Annotated in this window: 25 protein-coding genes and 1 tRNA gene; 9 read left to right on the top strand and 17 right to left on the bottom strand. The window is 72.1% G+C overall.

Going from position 1 to position 23,142, the window contains the following annotated elements; all coding sequences use genetic code 11:
* Positions 1-9 precede the first annotated feature (9 nt).
* From ACE3QY_RS10340 to ACE3QY_RS10320, 5 genes are all read right to left on the bottom strand, one after another.
* The gene (locus tag ACE3QY_RS10340) at positions 10-915 is read right to left on the bottom strand and encodes an ABC transporter permease (protein ID WP_374455930.1); all 906 of its coding nucleotides are present in this window, start codon (positions 913-915) and stop codon (positions 10-12) included.
* On the bottom strand, positions 908-2,182 hold the full coding sequence (locus tag ACE3QY_RS10335; RefSeq protein WP_374455929.1) for a glycine betaine/L-proline ABC transporter ATP-binding protein: 1,275 nt from the start codon (positions 2,180-2,182) through the stop codon (positions 908-910). The genes ACE3QY_RS10340 and ACE3QY_RS10335 overlap by 8 nt, the downstream gene beginning before the upstream one ends.
* The gene (locus ACE3QY_RS10330; RefSeq protein WP_374455928.1) at positions 2,179-3,168 is read right to left on the bottom strand and encodes an ABC transporter substrate-binding protein; all 990 of its coding nucleotides are present in this window, start codon (positions 3,166-3,168) and stop codon (positions 2,179-2,181) included. The genes ACE3QY_RS10335 and ACE3QY_RS10330 overlap by 4 nt, the downstream gene beginning before the upstream one ends.
* A 138-nt stretch (positions 3,169-3,306) precedes the next feature.
* Entirely contained in the window at positions 3,307-4,191 is an 885-nt protein-coding gene (locus tag ACE3QY_RS10325) for a LysR family transcriptional regulator (protein WP_374455927.1), read from the bottom strand.
* 58 nt (positions 4,192-4,249) lie between these two features.
* Positions 4,250-5,053 carry a hypothetical protein gene (locus ACE3QY_RS10320; protein ID WP_374455926.1) on the bottom strand — a complete coding sequence of 268 codons (804 nt, stop codon included), beginning with the start codon at positions 5,051-5,053 and terminating at the stop codon, positions 4,250-4,252.
* A 408-nt stretch (positions 5,054-5,461) separates the two neighbouring features.
* Between ACE3QY_RS10320 and ACE3QY_RS10315 the strand changes: the two genes are divergently transcribed.
* Positions 5,462-6,208, top strand: a complete 747-nt coding sequence (locus ACE3QY_RS10315; RefSeq protein WP_374455925.1) for a hypothetical protein — start codon at positions 5,462-5,464, stop codon at positions 6,206-6,208.
* A 55-nt stretch (positions 6,209-6,263) separates the two neighbouring features.
* Here the strand turns inward: ACE3QY_RS10315 and ACE3QY_RS10310 are convergent.
* The 3 genes from ACE3QY_RS10310 to dnaG form a co-directional block, all read right to left on the bottom strand.
* A tRNA-Asn gene (locus tag ACE3QY_RS10310) sits at positions 6,264-6,339 on the bottom strand.
* A gap of 52 nt (positions 6,340-6,391) precedes the next feature.
* On the bottom strand, positions 6,392-6,898 hold the full coding sequence (locus tag ACE3QY_RS10305) for a hypothetical protein (protein ID WP_374455924.1): 507 nt from the start codon (positions 6,896-6,898) through the stop codon (positions 6,392-6,394).
* A gap of 61 nt (positions 6,899-6,959) precedes the next feature.
* Positions 6,960-8,861 carry a DNA primase gene (gene dnaG, locus ACE3QY_RS10300; protein WP_374455923.1) on the bottom strand — a complete coding sequence of 634 codons (1,902 nt, stop codon included), beginning with the start codon at positions 8,859-8,861 and terminating at the stop codon, positions 6,960-6,962.
* 115 nt (positions 8,862-8,976) lie between these two features.
* Between dnaG and ACE3QY_RS10295 the strand changes: the two genes are divergently transcribed.
* Genes ACE3QY_RS10295 through ACE3QY_RS10285 form a run of 3 tightly spaced genes read left to right on the top strand, consistent with a single transcriptional unit; the run spans position 8,977 to position 9,974 of the window.
* Positions 8,977-9,384, top strand: coding sequence for a phage holin family protein (locus ACE3QY_RS10295; RefSeq protein WP_374455922.1), 408 nt, complete (start codon positions 8,977-8,979; stop codon positions 9,382-9,384).
* Complete coding sequence (locus ACE3QY_RS10290; RefSeq protein WP_374455921.1) at positions 9,377-9,628, top strand: DUF3618 domain-containing protein; 252 nt, start codon at positions 9,377-9,379, stop codon at positions 9,626-9,628. The genes ACE3QY_RS10295 and ACE3QY_RS10290 overlap by 8 nt, the downstream gene beginning before the upstream one ends.
* A gap of 19 nt (positions 9,629-9,647) precedes the next feature.
* Positions 9,648-9,974 (top strand): YtxH domain-containing protein, encoded by a 327-nt coding sequence (locus ACE3QY_RS10285; RefSeq protein ID WP_374455920.1) that lies wholly within the window; start codon positions 9,648-9,650, stop codon positions 9,972-9,974.
* Between the two features lie 7 nt (positions 9,975-9,981).
* Here ACE3QY_RS10285 and ACE3QY_RS10280 read toward each other — a convergent pair whose 3' ends face one another.
* Positions 9,982-11,250: a deoxyguanosinetriphosphate triphosphohydrolase gene (locus ACE3QY_RS10280; protein ID WP_374455919.1), complete on the bottom strand. Its 1,269-nt coding sequence runs from the start codon at positions 11,248-11,250 to the stop codon at positions 9,982-9,984.
* A gap of 187 nt (positions 11,251-11,437) precedes the next feature.
* Here ACE3QY_RS10280 and ACE3QY_RS10275 point away from each other — a divergent pair, with 187 nt between their 5' ends.
* Positions 11,438-11,857, top strand: coding sequence for a DUF5994 family protein (locus ACE3QY_RS10275; RefSeq protein ID WP_374455918.1), 420 nt, complete (start codon positions 11,438-11,440; stop codon positions 11,855-11,857).
* Positions 11,858-11,882: 25 nt separating this feature from the next.
* Here ACE3QY_RS10275 and ACE3QY_RS10270 read toward each other — a convergent pair whose 3' ends face one another.
* From ACE3QY_RS10270 to ACE3QY_RS10250, 5 genes are all read right to left on the bottom strand, one after another.
* Positions 11,883-12,686 carry a hypothetical protein gene (locus ACE3QY_RS10270; protein WP_374455917.1) on the bottom strand — a complete coding sequence of 268 codons (804 nt, stop codon included), beginning with the start codon at positions 12,684-12,686 and terminating at the stop codon, positions 11,883-11,885.
* A 308-nt stretch (positions 12,687-12,994) separates the two neighbouring features.
* Positions 12,995-14,134: a tRNA dihydrouridine synthase DusB gene (gene dusB / locus ACE3QY_RS10265; RefSeq protein ID WP_374455916.1), complete on the bottom strand. Its 1,140-nt coding sequence runs from the start codon at positions 14,132-14,134 to the stop codon at positions 12,995-12,997.
* A gap of 37 nt (positions 14,135-14,171) precedes the next feature.
* Positions 14,172-14,789: a hypothetical protein gene (locus ACE3QY_RS10260; RefSeq protein WP_374455915.1), complete on the bottom strand. Its 618-nt coding sequence runs from the start codon at positions 14,787-14,789 to the stop codon at positions 14,172-14,174.
* 264 nt (positions 14,790-15,053) lie between these two features.
* Entirely contained in the window at positions 15,054-16,454 is a 1,401-nt protein-coding gene (locus tag ACE3QY_RS10255) for a glycine--tRNA ligase (RefSeq protein ID WP_374455914.1), read from the bottom strand.
* Positions 16,455-16,524: 70 nt separating this feature from the next.
* Positions 16,525-16,854: an antibiotic biosynthesis monooxygenase gene (locus tag ACE3QY_RS10250; RefSeq protein WP_374455913.1), complete on the bottom strand. Its 330-nt coding sequence runs from the start codon at positions 16,852-16,854 to the stop codon at positions 16,525-16,527.
* A gap of 129 nt (positions 16,855-16,983) precedes the next feature.
* On the opposite strand from ACE3QY_RS10250, the gene ACE3QY_RS10245 reads away from it, so the two are divergent.
* Genes ACE3QY_RS10245 through ACE3QY_RS10230 form a run of 4 tightly spaced genes read left to right on the top strand, consistent with a single transcriptional unit; the run spans position 16,984 to position 20,135 of the window.
* Entirely contained in the window at positions 16,984-17,931 is a 948-nt protein-coding gene (locus tag ACE3QY_RS10245) for a metal ABC transporter substrate-binding protein (RefSeq protein WP_374455912.1), read from the top strand.
* Positions 17,928-18,728: a metal ABC transporter ATP-binding protein gene (locus ACE3QY_RS10240; protein ID WP_374455911.1), complete on the top strand. Its 801-nt coding sequence runs from the start codon at positions 17,928-17,930 to the stop codon at positions 18,726-18,728. Before ACE3QY_RS10245 ends, ACE3QY_RS10240 begins: the two co-directional genes overlap by 4 nt.
* On the top strand, positions 18,725-19,732 hold the full coding sequence (locus ACE3QY_RS10235; RefSeq protein WP_374455910.1) for a metal ABC transporter permease: 1,008 nt from the start codon (positions 18,725-18,727) through the stop codon (positions 19,730-19,732). The genes ACE3QY_RS10240 and ACE3QY_RS10235 overlap by 4 nt, the downstream gene beginning before the upstream one ends.
* Positions 19,719-20,135: a Fur family transcriptional regulator gene (locus ACE3QY_RS10230; RefSeq protein WP_374455909.1), complete on the top strand. Its 417-nt coding sequence runs from the start codon at positions 19,719-19,721 to the stop codon at positions 20,133-20,135. The genes ACE3QY_RS10235 and ACE3QY_RS10230 overlap by 14 nt, the downstream gene beginning before the upstream one ends.
* Here the strand turns inward: ACE3QY_RS10230 and ACE3QY_RS10225 are convergent.
* The 3 genes from ACE3QY_RS10225 to ACE3QY_RS10215 form a co-directional block, all read right to left on the bottom strand.
* Positions 20,132-20,911, bottom strand: coding sequence for an isoprenyl transferase (locus tag ACE3QY_RS10225; protein ID WP_374455908.1), 780 nt, complete (start codon positions 20,909-20,911; stop codon positions 20,132-20,134). The two genes, ACE3QY_RS10230 and ACE3QY_RS10225, sit on opposite strands and share 4 nt — an antisense overlap.
* A 31-nt stretch (positions 20,912-20,942) precedes the next feature.
* On the bottom strand, positions 20,943-21,806 hold the full coding sequence (locus ACE3QY_RS10220) for a hypothetical protein (protein WP_374455907.1): 864 nt from the start codon (positions 21,804-21,806) through the stop codon (positions 20,943-20,945).
* Positions 21,807-21,954: 148 nt separating this feature from the next.
* The gene (locus ACE3QY_RS10215) at positions 21,955-23,133 is read right to left on the bottom strand and encodes an LCP family protein (RefSeq protein WP_374455906.1); all 1,179 of its coding nucleotides are present in this window, start codon (positions 23,131-23,133) and stop codon (positions 21,955-21,957) included.
* Between the last annotated feature and the right edge of the window lie 9 nt (positions 23,134-23,142).

Below are 23,142 nucleotides of genomic sequence, written 5' to 3'. Positions count from 1 at the left end.
CAGAAGCGGTCAGGCGGCGGCTGCGGGCTCGGCAGGCGCCGGGGCCAGGCGTGCGGTGGGCCGGCGGCGCGGCCACCAGGCGGGCTCGGCCCGGCCCTGCCCACCGAGGGCCGCGGTGACCCGGTCGAGGTAGATGGCGATCACGACGACGGCCAGGCCGCCCTCGATGGAGGCGGCGATCTGGAGGCCCTGGACGGCGTTGACCACGACCCCGCCCAGGCCAGCGCCGCCGACGAGGCCGGCGACGACCACCATCGAGAGCGCGAGCATGATCACCTGGTTGACGCCGGTCATGATCGACGGCATCGCGAGCGGGAGCTGGACCTCGCGCAGCACCTCGCGGCGCGAGGCGCCGAAGGCGACGGAGGCCTCGACGGTCTCGGCGTCCACCTGGTTGATGCCGAGCTGGGTCAGTCGCACCGCGGGCGGGACGGAGAAGACGATGGTCGCCACCAGCCCGGGCGCGTCGCCCACGCCGAAGAACAGGATCGTCGGCAGCAGGTAGACGAAGACCGGAAGGGTCTGCATCAGGTCCAGCACCGGTCGCAGGATGCTCCGCACCACCGGGTCGAACGCCGACCAGATGCCGAGCGGGATGCCGATGAGCAGGGCGACGACCGTCGCCACCACCACCGACGCCATCGTCTGCATCGTCTCCGCCCACAGGTCCATGGACTGGATGAGCAGCAGCCCCAGGCCCAGGCCCACGGACAGCAGCACCCGCCGGGTCGCGAGCAGCGCGACGACCACGAGGACGACGACCATGGCGACGGGCGTGAGCGCCGTCAGCGCGTCGTACACCGTGCGCAGGCCGAGGTTGAGGACCTCCTTGAGCAGGTCGAAGAAGCCGCCGAGGTGCTCGGTCATGAAGTCGATGACGCTCTCGCCGCGTTCACCGATGCGCAGGTCAGGCACGGGCCACCTCCAGCTCCAGCTCCCGCTCCTCCCGGTCGCGCTCCTGCGGCGAGGCCGTGGACAGCGCGGAGAGGATGGTCGCCCGGGGCACGACGCCGCTGAGGCGGCCGCGCTCGTCGACCACGGTCACCGGGACGACCTGACGGCCGGCACGGTGCATGAAGTCACCGATCAGCGCGGTCGGCTCGACGCGGTGGAAGTCCTGCGACACCGCTCCCGCGAGGTCGCGGTCGCCGCGGTTGGCGGCGGCGAGCAGCGCGGCGTCCGTGACGACGCCGAGCAGCCGCTCGTCGGCCGCGGTGACGTAGGCACCCTGGGCCTCGTTGTCGCCGAGCCGGCGCAGCGCCTCGTCGGGCCGGTCGGCGACGGAGAACACGAGCCGGGCGGGACGGAGCAGGTCGTACGCCGTGAGCACCCGCGCGCGGTCCACGTCGGCGACGAACTCGCTGACGTAGTCGTCGGCCGGGTGGGCGACGATCTCGGCGCCGGGCGCGCACTGCACCACCCGGCCCTCGCGCATCACCATGACCTGGTCGCCGATGCGCATCGCCTCGTTGAGGTCGTGGGTGACGAACACCGTGGTGCGTCGGTCCTCGGCCTGCAGCTGGAGCAGCAGGTCCTGCATGTCGCGGCGGATGAGCGGGTCGAGCGCGGAGAACGGCTCGTCCATCAGCAGGATCGGCGGGTCGACGGCCAGCGCCCGGGCGAGGCCGACGCGCTGCCGCATGCCGCCGGACAGCTCGTGGGGCAGCTTGTCGCCGCGGTCGCCCAGCCCGACACGGGCGAGCGCGGCGTCGGCGCGCTCGCGGCGCTCGGCCTTGCCCACACCACGCACCTTGAGGCCGTACGCCGCGTTGTCGCGCACGGTGCGGTGCGGGAAGAGCGAGAAGTGCTGGAACACCATGCCGATGTCGTTGTTGCGGATCTCGCGCAGCCGGCTGTCGCTGACCCCGGTGATGTCCTCGCCGTCGATGAGCAGCTCACCCGCGGTGGGCTCGTTGAGGCGGTTGATCATCCGCAGGACGGTCGACTTGCCCGACCCGGAGAGGCCCATCACGACGAACATCTCGCCGCGGGCGATCGAGAGGCTGACGTCGCTGGCGCCGAGGTAGCCGCCGGCGGCGGCGACCGCACGCGCCGGGTCCGGGGCGGCGAGGGCCTTCGCGGCCTGGCGGTCCCCGAGGCCGTAGACCTTGGAGAGCGACCGGCCCTCGATGGCCGGTTGCTCGGCGGCGGGCTCGTCGGCCCGGTGCTGGCCCGCGGTCACGACGCGAACGCCTCGGCCGCGGGCTTGCCGTCCGCGTCGTCCACGCCCTCGAGGAAGGACGCGACGACGTCGGGGTTGGCGTCGATCCACTCGGAGGCGATGTCGGCGAGGTCCTGGCCGTCCTTGTCGTGGGCGTAGTAGAACTCGCCCGCCTGGTCGGTGGTGAAGGCCAGGTTGCCGAGGAACTCGTTGATCTCGGGGTTGTCGTCGGCGAACCCGGCGCGGGTGACGGTGCGGATCTCGCCGGCGCCGCCCCAGACCTCGTCGGGGTCCTCGAGGAAGACGGTGTCGAACTGCACGGTCATCCAGTGCGGGCTCCACGCGAGGAAGACGATGGGGTCACCTGCCTTCTCGGACTTCTCGACCTGTGCCAGCATCGCCGGCGTACCGCTCGCGACGAGCTCCCAGTCGCCGAGTCCGTAGGCGTCGGCGTCGATGGCGGCCTGGATGGTCTCGTTGCCGGGCGACCCGGCCTCGATGCCGTAGATCGTGCGGCCGAACGCGTCGGCGTGCTCGTCGAGGTCGGCCAGGGACTTCACGCCGAGCTCCTCCGCGACGTCGCCGGGCACGGCCGGCGCGTACTCGGTGCCGGTGACCATCGTGGAGACCACGTCGACGTCGCCGCCGTCGATCAGCTCGCCGAAGGTCGGCTCCTGCGACGGCCACCAGTTGCCGAGGTAGGCGTCGATGTCGCCGGTGCCGAGCGCCGAGGCGGCGTTCTCGACGGAGAGGTTCTTCTTGATGGAGGCGTCGTAGCCGAGCTCCTCGAGGATCTGCACGGCGATCTCGTTCTCCACCTGCAGGTCGACCCAGGGCTGCTCGGCGAAGACGACGGAGTCGGTGCCGCCGCCGGAGCTGCTGCTGGCGAACCCGTCGTCGGAGTCGCTGTCGGACGCGCAGCCGGTCAGCGCCGCGCTCAGGCCGAGGGTGGCGACGACGGCGAGGCGGGCGCCGCGGCCGCGACGGGTGGTGGTGCGGTGGGTCATGGGTGCTCCTGGTCCGGAAGGCTGACTCAATATATGAGTGAAACGATAGACTTACGTGACACACGGATCCAAGCGCAGCCGCACCCTCTCCCAGACCGCTTGTGAGCGGCAGGAATAGACGGTCTCTATGACTCCCGGTCAGGACGCCGGGTCGGCACGGTGCTCGCGCACCAGGTCGAGGAAGTCGGCGGCGACGCCGTCGAGCCCGGCGCCCTGCCAGACCAGCGAGACCGCGGCGCGGCCCTCCGGCTCCAGGCGCGCCACCCGGGCCCCCTTCGTCGCGGCGTCGGTGGCCATCCCCTCGGTCAGCACGGCGGCCCCGGCGCCCGAGAGGACCAGCGGCACGACCGACGCGGCGTGGGCGGTCTCGACCATCACGTCCGTGGCCTGCCCGGCTGCCTCGAGGTGCGTGTCGAGCAGGCCCCGCAGCGCGGTGCCGCGGGGCGTGCCGATGAGGCCGTGCCGCACCAGCTCCTCGACCGTCGAAGTCAGGCCCTGGCCGCTGCCGGGAGGCAGGACCGCGAGCAGCTGCTGCTCGGCCAGCTCGAGGCTGGCGAGCGCGCCGGCCGGAGGCGGCCCGTCGACGAGACCGAAGTCGACCTGCCCGGTGCGGACCTGGTCGAGGACCACGGTGCGGGCGGCCGGGTCCGTCACCTCGAACCGCACGTGCGGTCGCAACCGCCGGAACTGGCCGATCAGCCCCACGAGCGGGTGGACCGCCCACGTCGTGCTCGAGACGATGCGGAGCAGCCCGAAGCCACCGTCGGTCACCCCGCGCACGGCGCTCGCCGCCAGGCCGAAGGACCGCACGGCGCGGCGGGCCGGGCCGACGAGCGCCTCACCGGCAGCGGTGAGCCGCACGCCTCGTCCGTGCCGCTCGAAGAGGGCGGCGCCGAGCTCGGCCTCCAGGGTGCGCATCGAGTACGACAGCGACGGCTGCGCGATGTGCAGGACCTGGGCCGCGCGGGTGAAGCTCCCCGCGTCGGCGATGGCGAGGAAGAACTCGAGGTGCCTGCGCTCCATCGGGTGTCCTCCCGCTCCTGCCGTCCCATTGTCCACCTTGTTTGTGGACGAGGTCAGGTTATCGGGAGCGGAAGAGGGAGCGCCTCCGCGTCCGCGGCGCGCGCTCGCCCGCCCCGGCGAACCGCGCGCCGACCAGCGGCGGCGGCGTGACCGGCTGCGGCTCGGCCGCCTCCGTCGCCGGCTCGGTGGCGTCGCGGTGGATCTCGGAGGTCACGGTCGACAGGTCGTGGCCGGCGAGCACGGCTCTCACCTCGTCGATCGTCGTGACGAGCGCGTCGTCGGCGGCCGAGATCGCACACGCCACGAGCGCGTGGCGGCCGAGCGAGGCGCCGATCAGGTCGCCGCGCTCGAAGCGAAGCCGGATGAAGCCGGTCGTGTGCCGGTCCTCGAGCGAGCGCAGGATGCCGAGCATGCGGTTGCCCACCTCGGCGAGGTGGTGCAGCTCCTCGCGGTCGCCCAGAGCGGCGACCACCCGGGAGCCCGCCGTCACGACCGAGCTCCACTGCACGCCCTCGACCGACATGATGCGGGTCAGGCAGTGCGTGACGGCGGCCGAGGTGTCGACCGCCCCGACGACCGTGTAGGTCGGGACCGTGCGGGCCTCCAGGGGCGTCACCCGGGCCCGGTAGGTGCCCTCCCCTGCGGGTGTCCACGTCACCCCCACGGCGAGGCGCGCCAGGCCGAGCGCCTCGAGGGCCCGTAGGTCGCCTGCGTCGACGAGCTCCCCCATCCGGCGGGCGAGCCGCCCGGTGTGGGGCAGCGCGGCGGCCAGCGCGCCCGCCGCACCGTCGTCCCCCACCACGGTGCCGTCAGGGCGTACGACGAAGACGGCCGGGTCGACCGGGCCGGGATCCGCGCTCATGCCACCACCCTTGCGTAGCGCGAGCGGCGTACCCGACGGTGTAACGCACAGTTCACAGGGCCGGGCGAAAGCGTTACGTGGTGGCAACCGGGGACCGCCCCGGACCGAAACGTCGGCGTCGCAGGGTGGAGGAGCAGCCCGGGCGCGTGGCATGGGGTTCCCGGGACGCGTCGCACAACGGCGTGCGAGGTACGGGGTCCGGCGCTCGGCGTCGGGCCCCGTCGTGCGTCCCGGTGCGTCGACGTCCTGCCAGGTGGGTTGGGTCGAGCCCGACCGGGGTAGGAGACCGACCACGCGGGGGCGGTTGCTACCTTTCCCGCGCACAACGGGGGTTGCGTGCGGTGACGTACGGGCCTGTGTCCCACCCAGGTCCGGAACCGTCCGGACACGACCAAGGAGATCCACTGCATGAAGATCCTCACGCGCCTCGGCGGCGCTGTCGCCGTCGCAGCACTGGCGATGTCCACCCTGTCGATCGCGTCGCCCGCACAGGCTGCGCCCGGTGACGCGACGCTCACGTTCGCACCGACGGCGGTGCTGCCGGAGAACACCTGCATCGACCACGCCTACACCTACTCGGTCGAGCTCCCCGAGGGCACCACGAACTGGTCGATCGTGATCGAGCTGATCGCCCCGGACGGCACCAACGCCCACCGCGAGTCCTTCGGCACCTTCAACGGCGCACCGGCCGCCAACTCCGGCGCCCTGCAGCTCTGCTCGGTCTACGAGAAGTACGGCACCTACACGGTCGCCACCACCACCGACTACAAGGTCGGCACCGGCCCCACGGTCTTCGGCGCCAAGCAGGTCGAGGGCACCATCGAGGTCGTCGGCCAGGCGAAGTCCAAGGTCGGCCTGAAGGCCAAGCGCAAGGGCGCGAAGGTCACCGCCACCGCGAAGGTGTCCGTCACCGTCGGCTCGACCACCGGTCCGGTCGCTGAGGGCGGCAAGGTCACCTTCCAGAAGAAGGTCGGCAAGAAGTGGAAGAAGGTCGCCAAGGGCACGACCGACGCCGCGGGCGTGGCGAAGGCGAAGTTCAAGGCCAAGAAGGGCGACCGCGTGCGTGCGGTCTTCGCCGGCGCCGGTGAGGTCATCGTCGGCAGCGGCGGCCCGCCGGTCCCGGGTGCGACCTCCAAGGCGGTCCGCGTCAAGTGACGCGGTAGCACCAGCACGACGAAGGGCCCGAGGCGGATCGCCACGGGCCCTTCTCTGGCTCCCCCGGGTGGACTCGAACCAACAACCCACCGGTTAACAGCCGAATGCTCTGCCCGGGGTGCTACAGGGGATCGCTTGTGCAGCGAGGCGAAACCTTAGCAAGCCCGGACACCGCGGGTGAAATCAGGGCAGCCCCACGTCGCGTCGCATCGCCTCGAGGGCGGCGCGGGCCGCCTCGCGCACGTCCGGGTCGTCGGGGTCGACACCCTCGTCGTACTCGTAGACCCACTGGATCGCGCCGCTGCCCGCCGGCGCGCGACGGGCGATGACCCGCAGCCCGCGACGCCCGGCCACCGCGACGTGGCGCTGCAGGACGACGCTCGCGGTGACGCGCTCGCGGACCAGCTCGAGCAGCCGGCCCGGCTCGTCGAGCGTGGCGGTGTGCACCGGACGCTGCTCGCCCCACGTGCCGACCTCAGAGAGCCGGAAGGTGTCGGTGTCGCGGTCCCAGTCGGCCGCCTCGACCTGCTCCCACGGCACCCGGCGGGTCCCGCCGGCCGCGACGACGTAGAACGCGTCGCGGGTGCCGGCGAGGACCGTCCCGTCCGCCGCGGTGGTGGACGCCAGGACCTTCTCCCCCGCCGCGACCGCGACGTCCGGGGACGACGTACGTCCGAAGCGCGGGCTCATGCGGGGTCCCTGCGGCGTTGTTCGGAGGAGCGCAGCGGAGGAGAAGAACGTCGTGGGGTGTTCATGGCTGACCGCTCCCCTGGCCGACGGCGCCCTCCTGGAGCTTGCGGCGGTGCTGCTCGAGCATCACCAGCTCGCCGAACATCCGGTTGTAGTCGAGCGCGTTGTCGACCGGGTTGGTCCGCTGGAGCCGTGCCTTGACGTCGGCGATGCGGCGCGCGGTCGTGCGCTCCTGGAGCTTGTAGACGTAGGCCACGGCGAAGGACGGGTCGGGGTCGGACGTGCCGCGCACCGGCTCGACGCCGAGCTCGGTGATCGCGGCCGCGACGGCGGGGTCCGTGGTCGCCCCCCTCACCCTGGTCGACCAGCCGGGGTCCTGCGCGCCCGCTGCCGGGCCGCCAGCGCCCGAGACGGCCGCCCACACGCCCTGGAAGGTCGGGTGGGTGAAGTCGTCGACCGTGACGTGCGTGGTCGTCCGGCCGACGCTCGCAGGGTGCTGGACGACCAGCTTGAGCAGCTCACGCTCGATGAGGAAGCGCGGGTCGGAGAGGCTCGGCAAGGCGGGACGGGGAGGCTCGGGCGCCGCGGCCGGCTCCGGCGCGCGGGACGTACGGCGCTCGTCCGGGCGCGGCGCAGGGCGGCTGGCGACGCGGCGCACCTCGGCGCGCACGTCGTCGACGTCCATCCCGACCATGTGGGCGAGCTCGCGGGAGAACGACTCCACCTTGGTCTTGTCGCGGATGCTCGCGACCAGCGTCGCGGCGTCGCGCAGGGCGTCGACGCGCCCGTCGGCACGGTCGAGGTCGTAGCGGGCGAGGATGTTGTCGAGGGCGAAGCGGTAGAGGGGCTGGCGCTTGGCGACCAGCTCGCGGACCGCCTCGTCGCCCTCCTCCAGGCGCAGGTCGCAGGGGTCCATCCCCTCCGGCGCGACGGCGACGTAGGTCTGCGAGGCGAAGACCTGGTCGCTCTCGAGCACCTTCATCGCGGCCTTCTGGCCGGCCGAGTCGCCGTCGAAGGTGAAGATCACCTCACCGCCGGTGCCGTGGTCACCCATGAAGCGGCGCAGCACGCGCGCGTGGTCGGTGCCGAACGCGGTGCCGCACGACGCGACGGCCGTCTTCACCCCGGCGAGGTGGCAGGCCATCACGTCGGTGTAGCCCTCCACGACGACCGCCTGCTGGCTGTCCTTCATCGCCGTGCGGGCCAGGTCGATGCCGTAGAGCACCTGGCTCTTCTTGTAGATCGCGGTCTCGGAGGTGTTGAGGTACTTGGCCTCGATGCGGTCGTCGTCGAAGATCCGGCGCGCACCGAAACCGATGGTGTCGCCGTTGGCCTCGCGGATCGGCCAGACGAGACGCCCGCGGAAGCGGTCGTAGTGGGAGCGGCCGAGGGCGACGAGACCGGCTGCGACCGACTCCTCGTCGGTGATCCGGCGCCCGCGGAGGTGGCGCAGCAGCGCCTCGCCGTCGCGCGGCGCGAAGCCGACCCCGAACGTCGCGGCGGCGGCCTGGTCGAAGCCGCGCTGGTGCAGGAACTGGCGGGCCACGACGGCGTCCGCGGTGGCCAGCTGCTCGGCGTAGAACTCCTGGGCGACCTTGTGCGCCTCGATGAGCCGCCCGCGGGCCGGGCCGCGCGGACGCTGCGGCTCGTCGTCGCCGTCCTCGCGACGGAGCTGGACGCCGTACTTCTCGGCGAGCCGCTCGACGGTCTCGGTGAAGGTGAGCCCGTCGACCTTCATCAGGAACGCGATGACGTCGCCACCTTCGCCACAGCCGAAGCAGTGGAAGAACTGGCGCGACGGGTTGACGTTGAACGACGGAGTCTTCTCGTCGTGGAACGGGCACAGGCCCTTGAGGGTGCCGGCCCCAGCCCGCTTGAGCGTGACGTAGCCCGAGATGACGTCGTCGATCCGCGCCTTCTCGCGCACCTCGGCGATGTCGTCGTCGCGAATCCGGCCTGCCACGCCCGGGAGTCTACGGGCGCGCACCCACTCCTGCGGCGGGGTCTCCACATCGTCGCTGCACCCCTTCGGGGGAACCGTGCTGGTGTGGCGTCGAGACGTCTGCGAAGGTCGAGCCATGACCGCTCAGCACGGAGCGCCAGAGGGTCAGACCCTCGGAGCACTCGTCCACCAGCTGTCCCAGCAGATCCCCGAGCTCATCCGCTCGGAGATCCGGCTGGCCCAGGCCGAGGTCGCGCAGAAGGGGAAGCGCGTAGGTGTCGGCATCGGCATGTTCAGCGTCGCCGGCCTGCTCGGCTTCTTCGCCCTGGCCACCTTGATCACCACGGCGATCCTGGGACTCGCGACCGTCGTCGATGCCTGGCTCGCCGCGCTCATCGTCGCGGTCGTCCTCCTCGTCGGCGCCGCCGTCGCCGGCCTGGTGGGGAAGAACAAGGTGACCGAGGCAGCCCCGCCTGCCCCGGAGCGTGCCATCCAGGGCCTCAAGGAGGACATCGCCACGGTGAAGGGAGACCACCATGCCTGAGCAGAAGAGCCCCGAGGAGCTCGAGGCCGAGGTCGCGCTCCAGCGCGAGCAGCTCGCCGGGACGGTCGACGACCTCGCCGCGAAGCTCGACGTGAAGTCGCAGGCCCAGCAGAAGGTCGCCGACCTGAAGGACTCCGCCACCACCGACACCGGCGCGCCCCGCCCGGAGGTGCTGGCTGCGGGCGGCTCCCTCGCCGCGATGGCCCTCGTCCTGATCGTCTGGCGCCTGCGCCGCAACCGCTGACCAACCGGAAGGATCCCCCATGAAGAAGCTGCCCCTGCTGATCGCCGCCGCGGCCGGGTACGTGCTCGGCACGAGAGCCGGTCGGGAGCGCTACGAGCAGATCAAGAAGGCCGCCACCCGGGTCAAGGACGACCCACGCGTCCAGGAGAAGGCCCACCAGGCCGCCGACCTGGCCAAGGAGAAGGCACCGGTGGTCAAGGACAAGGTCGCGTCCGCCGCGAGCACCGCCGCCGACAAGGTGACGCCCTCGGGCAACGGCCACCACAGGTCCGACCTCGAGGACCAGCTCAACCCCGACAACGTGGCACTGCAGGACGACCCCTACCCGCAGGGCGACCTGCCGTAGGGGCGGTCTACGTCAGGGCGGCGTGGCGGGTGACGGCGCTGGCGTCGGTGAGCAAGGCGACCTGGTCGATGACGACCCGGCGTCGCGCGGCGTCGTCGCCGGCCGCCTCCCAGTCCTCGACGAAGACCGGGTCGAGGCCGTCGACGCCACGCGACCAGAGCCCCTCCACGAGCTCGGCGACCAGCGTGCGCTGGCGCTTCATCAGCGACACCCGGTCGTCGGCCTGCATGACGTAGTGGGCCGCGATGCCCTTGAGCACGCCGATCTCCACCTCCGTCTGCCCCGGAACCACCAGGTCGGCGCGGTGCCGCACGAGCGGGTCGCCGCCGGTCGCAGTGAAGGTCGCCTGCTGGACGCTGCCGCAGAAGCGACCGATCAGGTCGCTGGTGAGGTTCTTGATCGCGGCGAGGCTGCGGCGCGAGCCGTCGTACGGCGCCTGCGGCCAGCTGCCGACGGCACGCAGCCCCGCGAGCGCCTCGTCGAGGACATCGTCGTCGGTGCCGGGGAGGTACCAGGAGCGCACGGTCTCCCACAGGCCGTCGCGGTCGAGGCGGGTGAGGTCGAGTCGACCGGCGACGATGCCGTCCTCCACGTCGTGCACGGAGTACGCCACGTCGTCGGCCAGGTCCATCACCTGCGCCTCGAGGCAGCGCCGCCGCCCCTCGACGCCGGTGCGCATCCAGTCGAAGACCGGGCGGTCGTCGTCGTAGACGCCGAACTTCACCACGACCCGGGGCGTGCCGTCGGCGTGGACGCCGTGCGGCCCGGTGGCCTCGGAGCGCGGCCAGGGGTACTTGGTGCACGCGTCGAGGGTGGCCCGGGTGAGGTTGAGCCCCACCGACCGACCCTCGGCGTCGACGGTCTTCGACTCCAGCCTCGTCAGGAGGCGCAGGGTCTGGGCGTTGCCCTCGAAGCCGCCGCAGTCCGCGCTGAGCTCGGCCAGCACCCGCTCGCCGTTGTGGCCGAACGGCGGGTGGCCCAGGTCGTGCGCCAGCGCCGCGGTCTCGGCGATGTCGGGGTGCGTGCCCAGGGCGCGCGCCAGGTCGCGGGCGACCTGCGCCACCTCCAGGCTGTGCGTGAGGCGGTTGCGGACGAAGTCGTCGGTCTGCGGACCGACGACCTGGGTCTTCGCCGCGAGCCGGCGCGACGCCGCCGCGTGGACCACCCGCGCCCGGTCGCGCTCGAACGCCAGTCGGACGGGGGCGTCCACGCGCTTGGGCGGCTCGGCGACCAGGCGCTCGCGCGCCGAGTCGTCGTACAGGTCCTCGATGCTCATCGGCCGGTCAGCCTAGCGAGCGCGGCGGCCGAGCTGTGGGCAACCGGACTACAATGGGGACAACAGATCGGCGAGCAGCTCCCGGCCGGGCGCCCGGACCGGTCGAGAGGCGGACGTCATGTCGACGTCGAACGATCCGATCCATGTCCCTGATGTCTCGCCGACGCGTGGGCCCCTGCGGCTCCGCATGGCGCGCACCCTCGGTCGCGACACCCTCGACGGCGGCTGGTGGCCGCGCAGCCGCGAGCTCGCGACCGAGCTCGTCGAGCTCGCCGACCACTTCCCGGCCGCCCTCGGCCACGTCACGCGGGTCCTGGTGTCGCCGCCGGACTGGGACGACCGGCCCCGCAGCGTGCGGGTCGCACGCGGCATGGTGAAGGTGGGGTCGTTCCCGCGGGACGACACTCACCTGATCACCCTCACCACGTCGAACCGAACCCTGCTCCGCGTGCTCGTGGTGCCGCCTGGCTACTCCGACGACCAAGGCGATGAAGCTCTGCTCGCCGCCGCCACCCACGGCAATGCGCACTCCGCGACCGAGCTCCTCGAGACGGTCACCGAGCACCCGGACATCGACCGTAGGGACCTGTGGCCAGCCGACGGGTGACCCGCGCGAGGGACCCCGGCAGCCGTCAGTAGACCGTCACGTGCACGTGGTCGTAGTGGTTGGCGGTGGTCGACCCACGGTCGGACATGCCACGCCAGCCCTCGCCGGCACGCTCCACGGACCAGATGTTCTGGGCGAAGATGATGTACTCGATGCCCAGCGAGGAGTAGTTGGCACGCAGGAAGTTCGCGACCGCCCAGCCGGTCTCGCCGCTGGTCATGATGTCGATCGCGCGGCCCTGGCCGTGCTCACCGTCGCCGCGCCACGTGCCGTAGCTGGTGATCTGCGGCCAGTTGGCACACACCACGTCGTGGATCTCGTAGAGGGAGGCGCGACCGGCGTCGATGGACGAGCCGTTGGCGCAGGTGCCGCCCAGGCTCGGGCCGGCGGGCTCGGGCTCGGGCTTGTCCGCGGAGAGGTAGTCGCTGGTCACCCAGCGCGACTGGCCGTCGATGACGACCTGGGTGCGGCCGGCCTGCTCGCGGCCGGTGACCGCGACCTGCCGGAGCGCGTCGAGCACGCCCAGCTTGTCGGACTTCTCGCTGGGGCCGTCCCACAGGTTGAGGGCCTCGGTGGTCCACATGGTGTCGTCGAGGCGCTTGGCCAGGCGACGTGCCTGCTGGTCGACCTCGAGGTCCTTGCGCGCGGCCGACTCGGCCTTCGCGGCGGTGCGGATCTGGGACCGCGACACGGTGGCCTCACCGCGGCGCGACAGGGCGCTCGCGTTGGAGATCGACTGGCTGTTGCTGGACGCGGCCAGCAGGTCCGAGCCGGACGACTCGGGTGCGGCCGACAGGACGCCCATCGACACCGCGGACAGCGTCGCCACGACGGCGAGCGGTGCGGAGACCTGGACGGAACGGGGGATTCGAGGGGTTCGGGGGGTACGGGTAGCAGGGGTTTCCCGCTTGTGGCGATGCTGAGCCACAGCGCTGATCCTTTGCACTTGCTGACGGGGGACTGCGCCGAACCACGAGGAGAAGACGGGGGAAGCCTCGTGCCCACGTCGACGCGATCATCGAGTGAAGCACACGATTTCCGCGGTGTCCCAATCTCCCCAAGTAAAAATCCGGGTGTTTCGGCTCACGTGGCACGGATCGGTGGGTACGACGACAGGTCGGCCCTGCCGCGCCGCGATCACCCTCCGGTGGTCTCGTCGGCGTCCTCGCGCAGGTGCGAACCACGCCCGTCCGTGTCGTCCAGCCAGCCGTCGGGGAGCACGACCTTCTTGCGCGGGGCACCCTGCCGGCCGCGCGGCGTGCCGAGCTCGCGCTCGGGGAACGGGGCCCCGTCGTCGAGCCCGTCGAGCAGCGTGTCGAGCGAGGCCAGCGAGTCGACCAGGGCCAGCTGGTGGCGCAGCTCGCCGCCGGCGGGGAACCCCTTGAGGTACCAGGTGATGTGCTTGCGGAACTCCTTGCAGCCGCGCTCCTCCCCCATGTGCTCCGAGAGCAGCTCGGCGTGGCGGCGCATCATCGCCTTCACCTCGCCGAGGGTGGGCAGGGTGGCGACGTCCTCGCCGTGGAACGCGGCGGCGAGGTCGCGGAACAGCCACGGACGTCCGAGGCAGCCGCGGCCCACGACGACCCCGGCGGCACCGGTCTGCTCGACCATCCGCAGCGCGTCGGCCGCCTCCCAGATGTCGCCGTTGCCCAGGACCGGGATGTCGACGTGGTCAACGAGCGCGGCGATGGCGTCCCAGTCGGCCTCGCCGGAGTAGGCCTGCTGGACGGTGCGGCCGTGCAGCGCGATCGCGGCGACGCCCGACTCCTGCGCGATGCGCCCCGCGTCGAGGTAGGTGAGGTGGTCGTCGTCGAGGCCCTTGCGGGTCTTCATCGTCACCGGGACGTCGTACGGCGCTGCGGCGGCGACCGCGTGCTCGAGGATCTCCCCGAGCAGGCCGCGCTTCCACGGGAGGGCTCCCCCGCCGCCCTTGCGGGTCACCTTGGGGACCGGGCAGCCGAAGTTGAGGTCGACGTGCGCGACGCCGAAGTCGGCGCAGAGGATCTCCACCGCCTTGCCGATGTAGACCGGGTCGGTGCCGTAGAGCTGGACCGAGCGGACCGACTCGAGGTCGTCGAAGACGAGCATCTTCCTCGTGGTCTCGTCCCCCTCGACGAGGCCGCGGCTGGTGATCATCTCGCAGACGTAGAGCCCGGCGCCCTGCTCGGCGCACAGGCGGCGGTAGGCCGCGTTGGTGATGCCGGCCATCGGCGCGAGCACCACCGGGGTGTCGACGCGCAGGGACCCCAGCGTGAGGGAGTCGGGCACGGCGGTCATTGGTCCATTGTCGAACCGTGGCCGCGCCCGCCCCAAATCAGCCGCGCTTCCCCGTGCGTCCCCCGGGCTTCGGCTTCCCGGGCCGACCCACGTCACCGCTCCAGCTGATCGGGTCGTAGCCCTCGGTGGGCTCGAACACCATGTCCTCCACCCGGGACCCGTCGGGCGCGAGGTAGACCAGGCACAGCTCGGCGCTCTGACCGGGACCGAACGGGGTGGGCAGCGGCCCGCTCTGGCAGGCGGTGAAGTCGCCGCCGAGGGTCCACGGCGCGCCGAGCGTGCCGCGGTCGTCGCGCAGGTAGACCGGCACGACCTGCCCGCCCAGGTCGGACTCCCCCGCGTTGGTCAGCGACACCGTGACGAAGTACGGCCGCGCGGCCGCCATCGCCTCGTCGCGGGACCAGCCGTCGAAGACCGACGGCCGCTGCTCGGCGACGGCGTCGACGCTCAGCTCGAGCTCGCCCGTCACCTCTGACGACGGCTTCCACACCAAGGTCGCGGGCTCCCCGAACGCCAGCTCCGTGCCGGGATCGGTGCCCGCCTCGACAGCAGTGGTGGCCGCGACCGTCGGCTCGCCTCCCGGCTCCGGGTCGGAGCCGCCGCACCCGGCCAGCGACAGCGCCAGGGCCGTCGTCAGGAGCAGGGAGCGCCGCATGGCGCCATCATCCACGCTCGAGACGCGCAGGTGCCACGGATCAGCATGGTTTCGAGGCTCGCTTCGCTCGCACCTCAACCACCGGGGGTGAGCCCGGATCGCCCCAGCCTCCCCAGCCCACGCGCTCGGCGCCCGACGTCGTCTGGACTGAGGAGCGAGCGAGTGCGACGAGCGCAGCGAGGCAGCTCGGGAGCGACGAGGGAAGACGACGTCTTGAAGGGCGCCGAGCACGCGCGAGCGGAGCGAGCGCCGACAAGCACAGCCCTAACAGCCGAGGAGCTTCTCCGCGAAGTAGCGGCTGATGCCGTCGAGGCTGACGCGCTCCTGGGACATGGTGTCGCGCTCGCGGACGGTGACCGCGTCGTCGTCGAGGGTCTCGAAGTCGACCGTGACGCAGAACGGGGTGCCGATCTCGTCCTGGCGGCGGTAGCGCCGGCCGATGGCGCCGGAGTCGTCGAACTCGACGTTCCAGTTCTCCCGGAGCTCGGCGGCGAGGGCCTTGGCCTTGGGCGAGAGGTCGGCGTTGCGGCTCAGCGGCAGGACGGCGACCTTGACCGGCGCGAGGCGCGGGTCGAGCTTGAGCACGACGCGCTTGTCGACGCCACCCTTGGTGTTGGGCGCCTCGTCCTCGGTGTAGGCGTCGATCAGGAACGCCATCAGCGAGCGGGTCAGGCCGGCGGCCGGCTCGATGACGTAGGGCAGGTAGCGCTCGTCGTTGGCCTGGTCGTAGTAGGACAGGTCCTTGCCGGAGTGCTCGCTGTGCTGCTTGAGGTCGAAGTCGGTGCGGTTGGCGATGCCCTCGAGCTCCTCGAAGTCACGGCCGGAGAACCCGAAGCGGTACTCGATGTCGGTCGTGCCCTTGGAGTAGTGGGACAGCTTCTCCTGCGGGTGCTCGTAGTGGCGCAGGTTGTCGGGGTTGATGCCGAGGTCGACGTACCAGCGGGTGCGCTCCTCGATCCAGTAGCGGAACCACTCGTCGTCCTCGCCCGGCTTGACGAAGAACTCCATCTCCATCTGCTCGAACTCGCGGGTGCGGAAGATGAAGTTGCCCGGGGTGATCTCGTTGCGGAAGCTCTTGCCCATCTGCGCGATGCCGAAGGGCGGCTTCTGGCGGCTCGAGGTCACCACGTTGGCGAAGTTGAGGAAGATGCCCTGCGCGGTCTCGGGGCGGAGGTAGTGCAGGCCCGACTCGTCCTCGATGACGCCGAGGTAGGTCTTGAGCATCATGTTGAAGTTGCGCGGCTCGGTCCACGCGTTGCGGGTGCCGCAGTTGGGGCAGGCGATCGAGTCGTTGATGTCGACCGAGTCGGGATCGTCGATGCCCTTCTTGGCGGCGTAGTCCTCCTGGAGGTGGTCCTCGCGGAAGCGCTTGTGGCAGGACTGGCACTCCACGAGCGGGTCGCTGAAGGTGCTGAGGTGGCCGCTGGCCTCCCAGGTGCGGGTCGGCAGGATGACCGAGGAGTCGAGGCCGACCACGTCGTCGCGACGGGTGACCATGAACTTCCACCACTGGCGCTTGATGTTCTCCTTGAGCTCCACGCCGAGCGGGCCGTAGTCCCAGGCGGACTTGGTGCCGCCGTAGATCTCACCGCAGGGATAGACGAAACCTCGGCGCTTGGCGAGGGAGACGACGTTGTCCAGGGCGGTCGGAGCGGGCTTGGCCACGGTGGAATTTTCCTTCTGGTCGGGCCGGCTGGCTGCCGGCTCGGCTGTGTCTTCGAAGATGGGAGAGCGGTCAGCCTATCGACCGGGGGTGCGCCTCGTTGAGGTCGGTCCCCTCCTCGACCACCTCGTAGGCGCTGGGCTCGTCGAGGGCGTGCACCATCAGCGGCTGGATGTGCATCTTGCCCTCGTACGACCCGAGCGCGCGCCGGTAGGAGCCGACGTTCTCCCAGCGGGTGGTCAGCACCCAGAGCGTCGGGTCGTCGACGTTGCGGCCGACCTCGCCGCCGACGTAGCCGGGCTTGCCGGCCAGGATCCCGAGCGCGTGGAGGAGGCCGGCGCGCAGCTCGCCCTCGGCGGCGGCACCGGAGGGCGGCGTACGGAGGCGGGTGACGACGAGCACGGGATCACCCTAGGTCCGGGGTAGTCCAGTGACGAATGGTCGTCCTGAGGGCCTCGCGACAGCCATCTGCCACTGGACTACCCCGCGCCGAGTTGACAATGGTTCTCAACGACGGTGAGAATCGTTCTCATGTCGCCCGCCATCCGCTCCCTTCCCGTCACCGCAGGCCTGCTCGCCGCAACCGTCCTCCTTGCCGGGTGCGCCGCGCTGGGTGACGACTCGTCCGGAAATGGTCGCCGGGCAGTCGCGTCGTTCTACCCGTTGGCCTGGGTGACCGAGCAGGTGGCGGGCGACGGCTGGACCGTCGACAACCTCACGCAGCCCGGTCAGGAGCCGCACGACCTCGACCTGAGCATCGCCCAGACCGCCGCCCTCGAGCAGGCGGACCTCGTCGTGCTGGAGGAGGGCTTCCAGCCCGCCGTCGACGCCGCCGCCGAGACCACGGACGCGGACGTCGTGGACGCCGCCGCCGTGGTCGACCTGCTGCCCGCCAGCGAGGACGCCCACGACCACGAGCACGCAGACGAGGGCGAGGGCGAGGAGGGCCACGACCACGGCGACGTGGACCCGCACTTCTGGCTCGACCCGCTGCTGGTGGCCGACCTCGCGGACGCCGTCGCCGACCAGCTGGGCGAGGTCGACCCCGACAACGCCCGGGCGTACGCCGACAACGCCGCCGGGCTGCGCGCCGAGCTCGAGACCCTCGACGAGGAGTACGTCGCCGGGCTCGCGTCCTGCGAGCGGACCACGACCGTCGTCAGCCACCAGGCGTTCGGCTACCTGGCGCGCTACGGCCTCGACTTCGAGCCGATAGCGGGGCTCTCCCCCGACGCCGAGCCGACGGCCGCCGACCTGGCGCACCTCCAGGAGCTCATCACCGAGGACGGCGTGACGACCGTGTTCTCCGAGCGACTGGTCAGCCCCAAGCTGGCCGAGACCCTGGCCGACGACATGGGCGTGACCACTGCGGTGCTCGACCCGATCGAGGGCCTCTCGGACGACACGTCCGGCGAGGACTACCTTTCCCTCATGCGCGAGAACCTCACCGAGCTCCAGCAGGCGAACGGCTGCGCGTGAACCCGTCCCCCTCACCCGTCGTCCTCGACCAGGTCTCCGTCGCCATCGGCGGCAGGCCGATCCTGCGCGACGTCGACCTCACGGTCGGCTCGGGCGACGTGGTGACGCTGCTGGGACCGAACGGGTCCGGCAAGTCCACGCTCGTCCGCGCCGTCACCGGCCTCCTGCCACACACGCGGGGGGCCGTCCGGCTGTTCGGGACCCCGATCGAGGACTTCCGGGACTGGCAGCGGCTCGGTTTCGTGCCGCAGCGCTCGTCCGCCGCCGGCGGGGTGCCGTCCACCGTCCGTGAGGTGGTGGCGTCGGGCCGGGTCGGTCGCCGCAAGCTGCTGCGCCCGGCCGGCGCGTCGGACCGAGCGGCCGTCCAGGCCGCGCTCGAGGTGGTCGGCCTGGCCGACCGTGCGGCCCAGGGCATCTCCCAGCTCTCCGGCGGCCAGCAGCAGCGGGTGCTCATCGCCCGGGCGCTGGCGGGCGAGCCGGACCTGCTCGTGCTGGACGAGCCGACGGCCGGCGTGGACCTGCCCAACCAGCAGGCGCTCGCCGACGCCCTCGGCCGGCTCAAGGCCCGCGGCGCGACGATCCTCCTGGTGGCGCACGAGATCGGCCCGATGATGCCGTTGATCGACCGCTCGGTGGTGATGCGCGACGGGCGGGTGGCGTACGACGGCCCGCCGCTCACCCAGGAGGTGGCGTCGCACACGCACCACGCGCACGACCACACGCACGAGGGGCCCGGCAGCCACGACCACGCGCCGCACGTCGCCTCCCCCCTGGACTTCGAGCGGAGGACCAGGTGAGCAGCTTCCTCGAGCTCTTCTCGTACGAGTTCATGCAGCGCGCCCTGATCGCGGCGCTGCTCACCGGGCTCGCGGCACCGGCGATCGGCACGTTCCTTGTGCAGCGCCGGCTCGCCCTGCTCGGCGACGGCATCGGCCACGTGGCCGTCACGGGCGTGGCCCTCGGCCTCCTGACCGGCACCTCCCCCACGTGGACAGCGGTCCTCGTGGCCGTGGCCGGCGCGGTCTTGATGGAGCTGATCCGCGAGCGCGGGCACACCAACGGCGACGTCGCCCTCGCGCTGCTGTTCTACGGCGGGTTGGCCGGCGGCCTGCTGATCACCGGCATCGCCGGCGAGGGCGCCGCGACGCTGCAGGCGTTCCTCTTCGGCTCGCTCAACGCGATCTCGCTCGCGGACCTGTGGTCGACCATCGTGCTGAGCGTCGTCGTGATGGTCGCCGCCCTCGGCCTGTCGCCGCAGCTGTTCGCGGTGGCGAGCGACCCGGACTTCGCCCGCGTCGCCGGGCTGCGGGTGCGGGCGTACAACCTGCTCATCGCCGTCCTCGCGGCCGTCAGCATCACCGTGGCGATGCGCACCGTCGGGCTGCTGCTGGTCTCGGCCCTGATGGTGGTGCCGGTCGCGACGTCCCAGCAGGTCGCCCGGTCGTTCCGCGCCACGCTGGTCGGGGCCATGCTGGTCGGCTGCGTGGCTGCCGTGGGTGGTCTCGTGCTCAGCGCCGCGCTGTCGTTCCGGGTCAACGTGGCTCCGGGCCCGACGATCGTGCTGCTGGCGCTGGCCATGTTCACCGCCACCTGGCCGCTCGGCGTGTGGCTGCGGCACCGCACCCGCTTGATGACACCCTTCCCCGAGGTGACCGCGACCCCGCACCGCTCCACCGACCAGCACCCGCACGAGCACGGCGAGGCGTGCGGGCACCGGGCGGTCCCGCACGGGGACCATGTCGACTACGTCCACGACGGCCACCGGCACGCCGTACACGGAGAGCACTATGACGAGCACTGACCCGCACCCCGACGCCCAGCGTCCGGCGGTCCGGCCCACGCGCCAGCGGCGTGCCGTCGCGGCCGCGCTCGCGGGCTTCGACGACTTCCGCAGCGCCCAGGAGATCCACGACCTGATATCCCGCCAGGGCGACTCGGTCGGCCTGGCGACGGTCTACCGCACGCTGGCCGCGTTGGCCGACGCCGGCGAGGTCGACATGCTGCGCAACGAGGACGGCGAGGCGATCTGGCGCAGCTGCTCCGACACGCACCACCACCACCTGGTCTGCCGCACCTGCGGGGCCACGGTCGAGGTCGAGGGACCCGCGGTCGAGCGGTGGACCAACGCCATCGCACAGGAGCACGGCTACGCCGACATCAGCCACACGCTGGAGATCTTCGGGACCTGCCCGGCCTGCCGCTAGGCCTGGTTGGGGAGCGCGCCGCCGTAGCGGCGGTCGCGGCTGGCGTACGTCTCGACCGCGGCCCAGAGGTGCCGCCGGTCGACGTCGGGCCAGAGCACGTCGGTGAAGACCATCTCGCTGTAGGCCGCCTGCCAGAGCATGAAGTTGGAGAGCCGCTGCTCTCCCGACGTGCGCCAGACGAGGTCGGCGTCGGGCAGCTCGGGGACGTAGAGGTGGCGGGCGAAGGTCCGCTCGTCGATCTTGTCGGGGTTCAGCCGGCCGGCGGCGACCTCGCGCCCGATCGACCGGGCGGCGTCGGCGAGCTCGGCGCGGCCGCCGTAGTTGACGCACATCGTCAGCGTGAGTACGTCGTTGTCCCGGGTCATCTCCTCGGCGACCTGGAGCTCCTTGATCACCGACTTCCACAGCCGGGGCGCGCGGCCGGCCCAGCGCACGCGGACGCCGAGCTCGTGCATCTCGTCGCGGCGGCGTCGGATCACGTCGCGGTTGAAGCCCATCAGGAAGCGCACCTCGTCGGGCGAGCGCGACCAGTTCTCGGTCGAGAACGCGTAGGCCGAGATGGCCTTCACGCCGATCTCGATGGCGCCCTCGACGACGTCGAAGAGCGTGTGCTCGCCCTGCTCGTGGCCCTTGGTGCGCGGCAGTCCGCGCTCCTTCGCCCACCGCCCGTTGCCGTCCATGATGATCGCGACGTGCTCGGGGACGAGGTCCTTCGGCACCGGCGGGGGCGTCGCGCCGCTGGGGTGCGGGGTCGGCTGCTTCACCTGTCGCTTCACGGACGACAGCCTAGGCGGGTCCGGCCTCGGGTCAGGCGTGCTGCCTCGACTGGACGAGCGCGCACCCGAGGAGGAGCAGCCCGACCAGCCCCAGCAGCCCGGCGAGCACCGGCACCGTGCTCGACCTGCCGCCCTCTCCGAGCCCTCCGCCCGTCGAGCTGAACCAGGGGACGTCGGTCAGGCGTGCGTCCGGCGACCGCACGTCGGTCCCGTCCGATCGGTCGGCGGCGCTCGCCCGGGACGCGAGGTCGTCCGTCACGCCCGATGACGACTCGCTCGCCGCCGAGGTGCCGGACCGCGGGACTGCCACGTCCGTCCCCCGGGGCGGCAGGTCGGACAGGCCCTCGCACGGCGTCCAACCCGGCGTGCCGTTCCCGTGCGTCCCGCCGGGGGTCGAGGCGTCCTGTCCATCGCTGTGGTGGTGCCCGGGCCCGTCGCTGCTGCGGACCGCGCCGTCTCCCGGGTCCGCGGGCGGGGTGGAGGTCGGCTCGGCGCGCGCGACCGGGTCGCGCTGTCCCCCTCCGTCCGCCCCGCGCGGCCGCTCGGCAGGACGCACGACCGACTCCACGGCCTTCACGACCGGCTGCGTCGCCCGCTCGCCGCCGGGCACGGGTGCCACTGCCTGCTCGACCTGCTCGACGACCGGCGCCACCGCCTCCTGGACGGGTTGCTGCACCGGCTGCGGCACGGTCGACTGCACGACCTCGACGACGGGCTCCACGACGGGTTCGGTCACCCCTCCCACGACCCCGGTCACGCCGCCGAGCAGACCGTCGCCCTCGTCCGCGTGCGCGCCCGGGCTCACGGACAGCGACATCAGGAGCACGGCGCCGGCGGTGACCGACGTACGGCGCACGCGGCGCCGCCGGAGTGGTGGGGCTGCCTGCTTCGTCATGGGGAACGCCTCCGGATGGCTCTCGCCCGGGCCGGACTGGCCCATCGGGCTCGTACTCGGGCCAACGAGGCTCCGGGCCGGGCCGGTACGCCTCAGCCGGGAGCTACTGGGCGGTTTCCCCCAATTGGGAGAGCGCCGGCCGTGCGGGTCACGCACAGACGCCGAAGACGGGCTCCTCGTCGCGCTCCTGGGCGGGTTGGTCGTCACCAGGGTCGGCTGGTCCGCTCGGACTGCCGCTCGGGGTGTCCTTCGGCGAGTCAGATCCCGCCGCGTCGACGGCACCGTCGCCGAGGAGGGCGGGCGGCAGCTCCTCGTCGTGGTTGAGCAGGTCCCAGATCCAGTCGGCCTCCGGCGTCCAGCGGACCTTGCCGCGGAACTCGGAGTCCGACGGGAAGTACTCCGTCGGGACGGTGACGAACTGGACCCGGTCGAGGCCGATGTCCTGCAGCTGCAGGGCGATCCGCGCGATCTTCATCACCGACCCGAGGTCCTCGTCGGTGCGTAGCGACCGGGTGGCGGCCTCGAGGAGGCGGACGACCTTGTCGGGCCGGGCGAGCGTGCCGGCGGACTTCACCTTGCGCACGAGGGCGCCGATGAACTCCTGCTGGCGCCGGATGCGGGAGAGATCGTTCTGCTCCTCGTACGCGCCGACGTAGCGGGCCCGGACGTAGTCGAGGGCCTGGTCGCCGGTGAGCAGTGAGGGGTCGCCCTCCGGCACGAAGATGCCGTTCGCCCGGTCGACGATGTCCTCGGGCACGCACACCGGGACGCCGCCGACGGCGTCGACCATCTCGCCGAAGCCGTTGAAGTCGATGACGACGTAGTGGTCGAGGAGGAGGTCGGTGGCCTGCTCGAACTGGTCGGCGGTGCAGAGCTCGTCCCCCAGCGTGAACGCCTCGTTCCACATCACGTCGGTGGCGGCGGGCGTCTCCCCGCCGTTGCACGCCGGCCGGTCGACGATCGAGTCGCGCGGGATCGAGACGGCGTACGCCCGGCTGCGGTCGGCGGACAGGTGCACGAGGATCGTCGTGTCCGACCCGCCGGCTCCCGCCTCCCCGTCGATGCGGTTGCCCTCGCCCTCGCGGGTGTCGCTGCCCATCACGAGGATGTTGAGGGGCCGGCCGTTGCCGGTGTACTGCCGCTCCGGACGACCGGGGCCGAGCTCGTCGAGCGACCCGGTCGTGATGTTGCCGTCGAGGTGGCGGACCCAGAGCCACGTGCCCAGCCCGGTCACGAGCGCCAGCACAACGGCGCTGGCGAGCACGACGCGCAGGACGGTGCGTCGACGCGACCTCGGGGCCGGCGGCGTCGTGGGTTCGTCAGTCATCGGGGCTCG

Source organism: Nocardioides sp., assembly GCF_041913365.1.
Classification (GTDB): domain Bacteria; phylum Actinomycetota; class Actinomycetes; order Propionibacteriales; family Nocardioidaceae; genus Nocardioides.
This window is presented reverse-complemented; position numbering and strand designations above follow the sequence as displayed.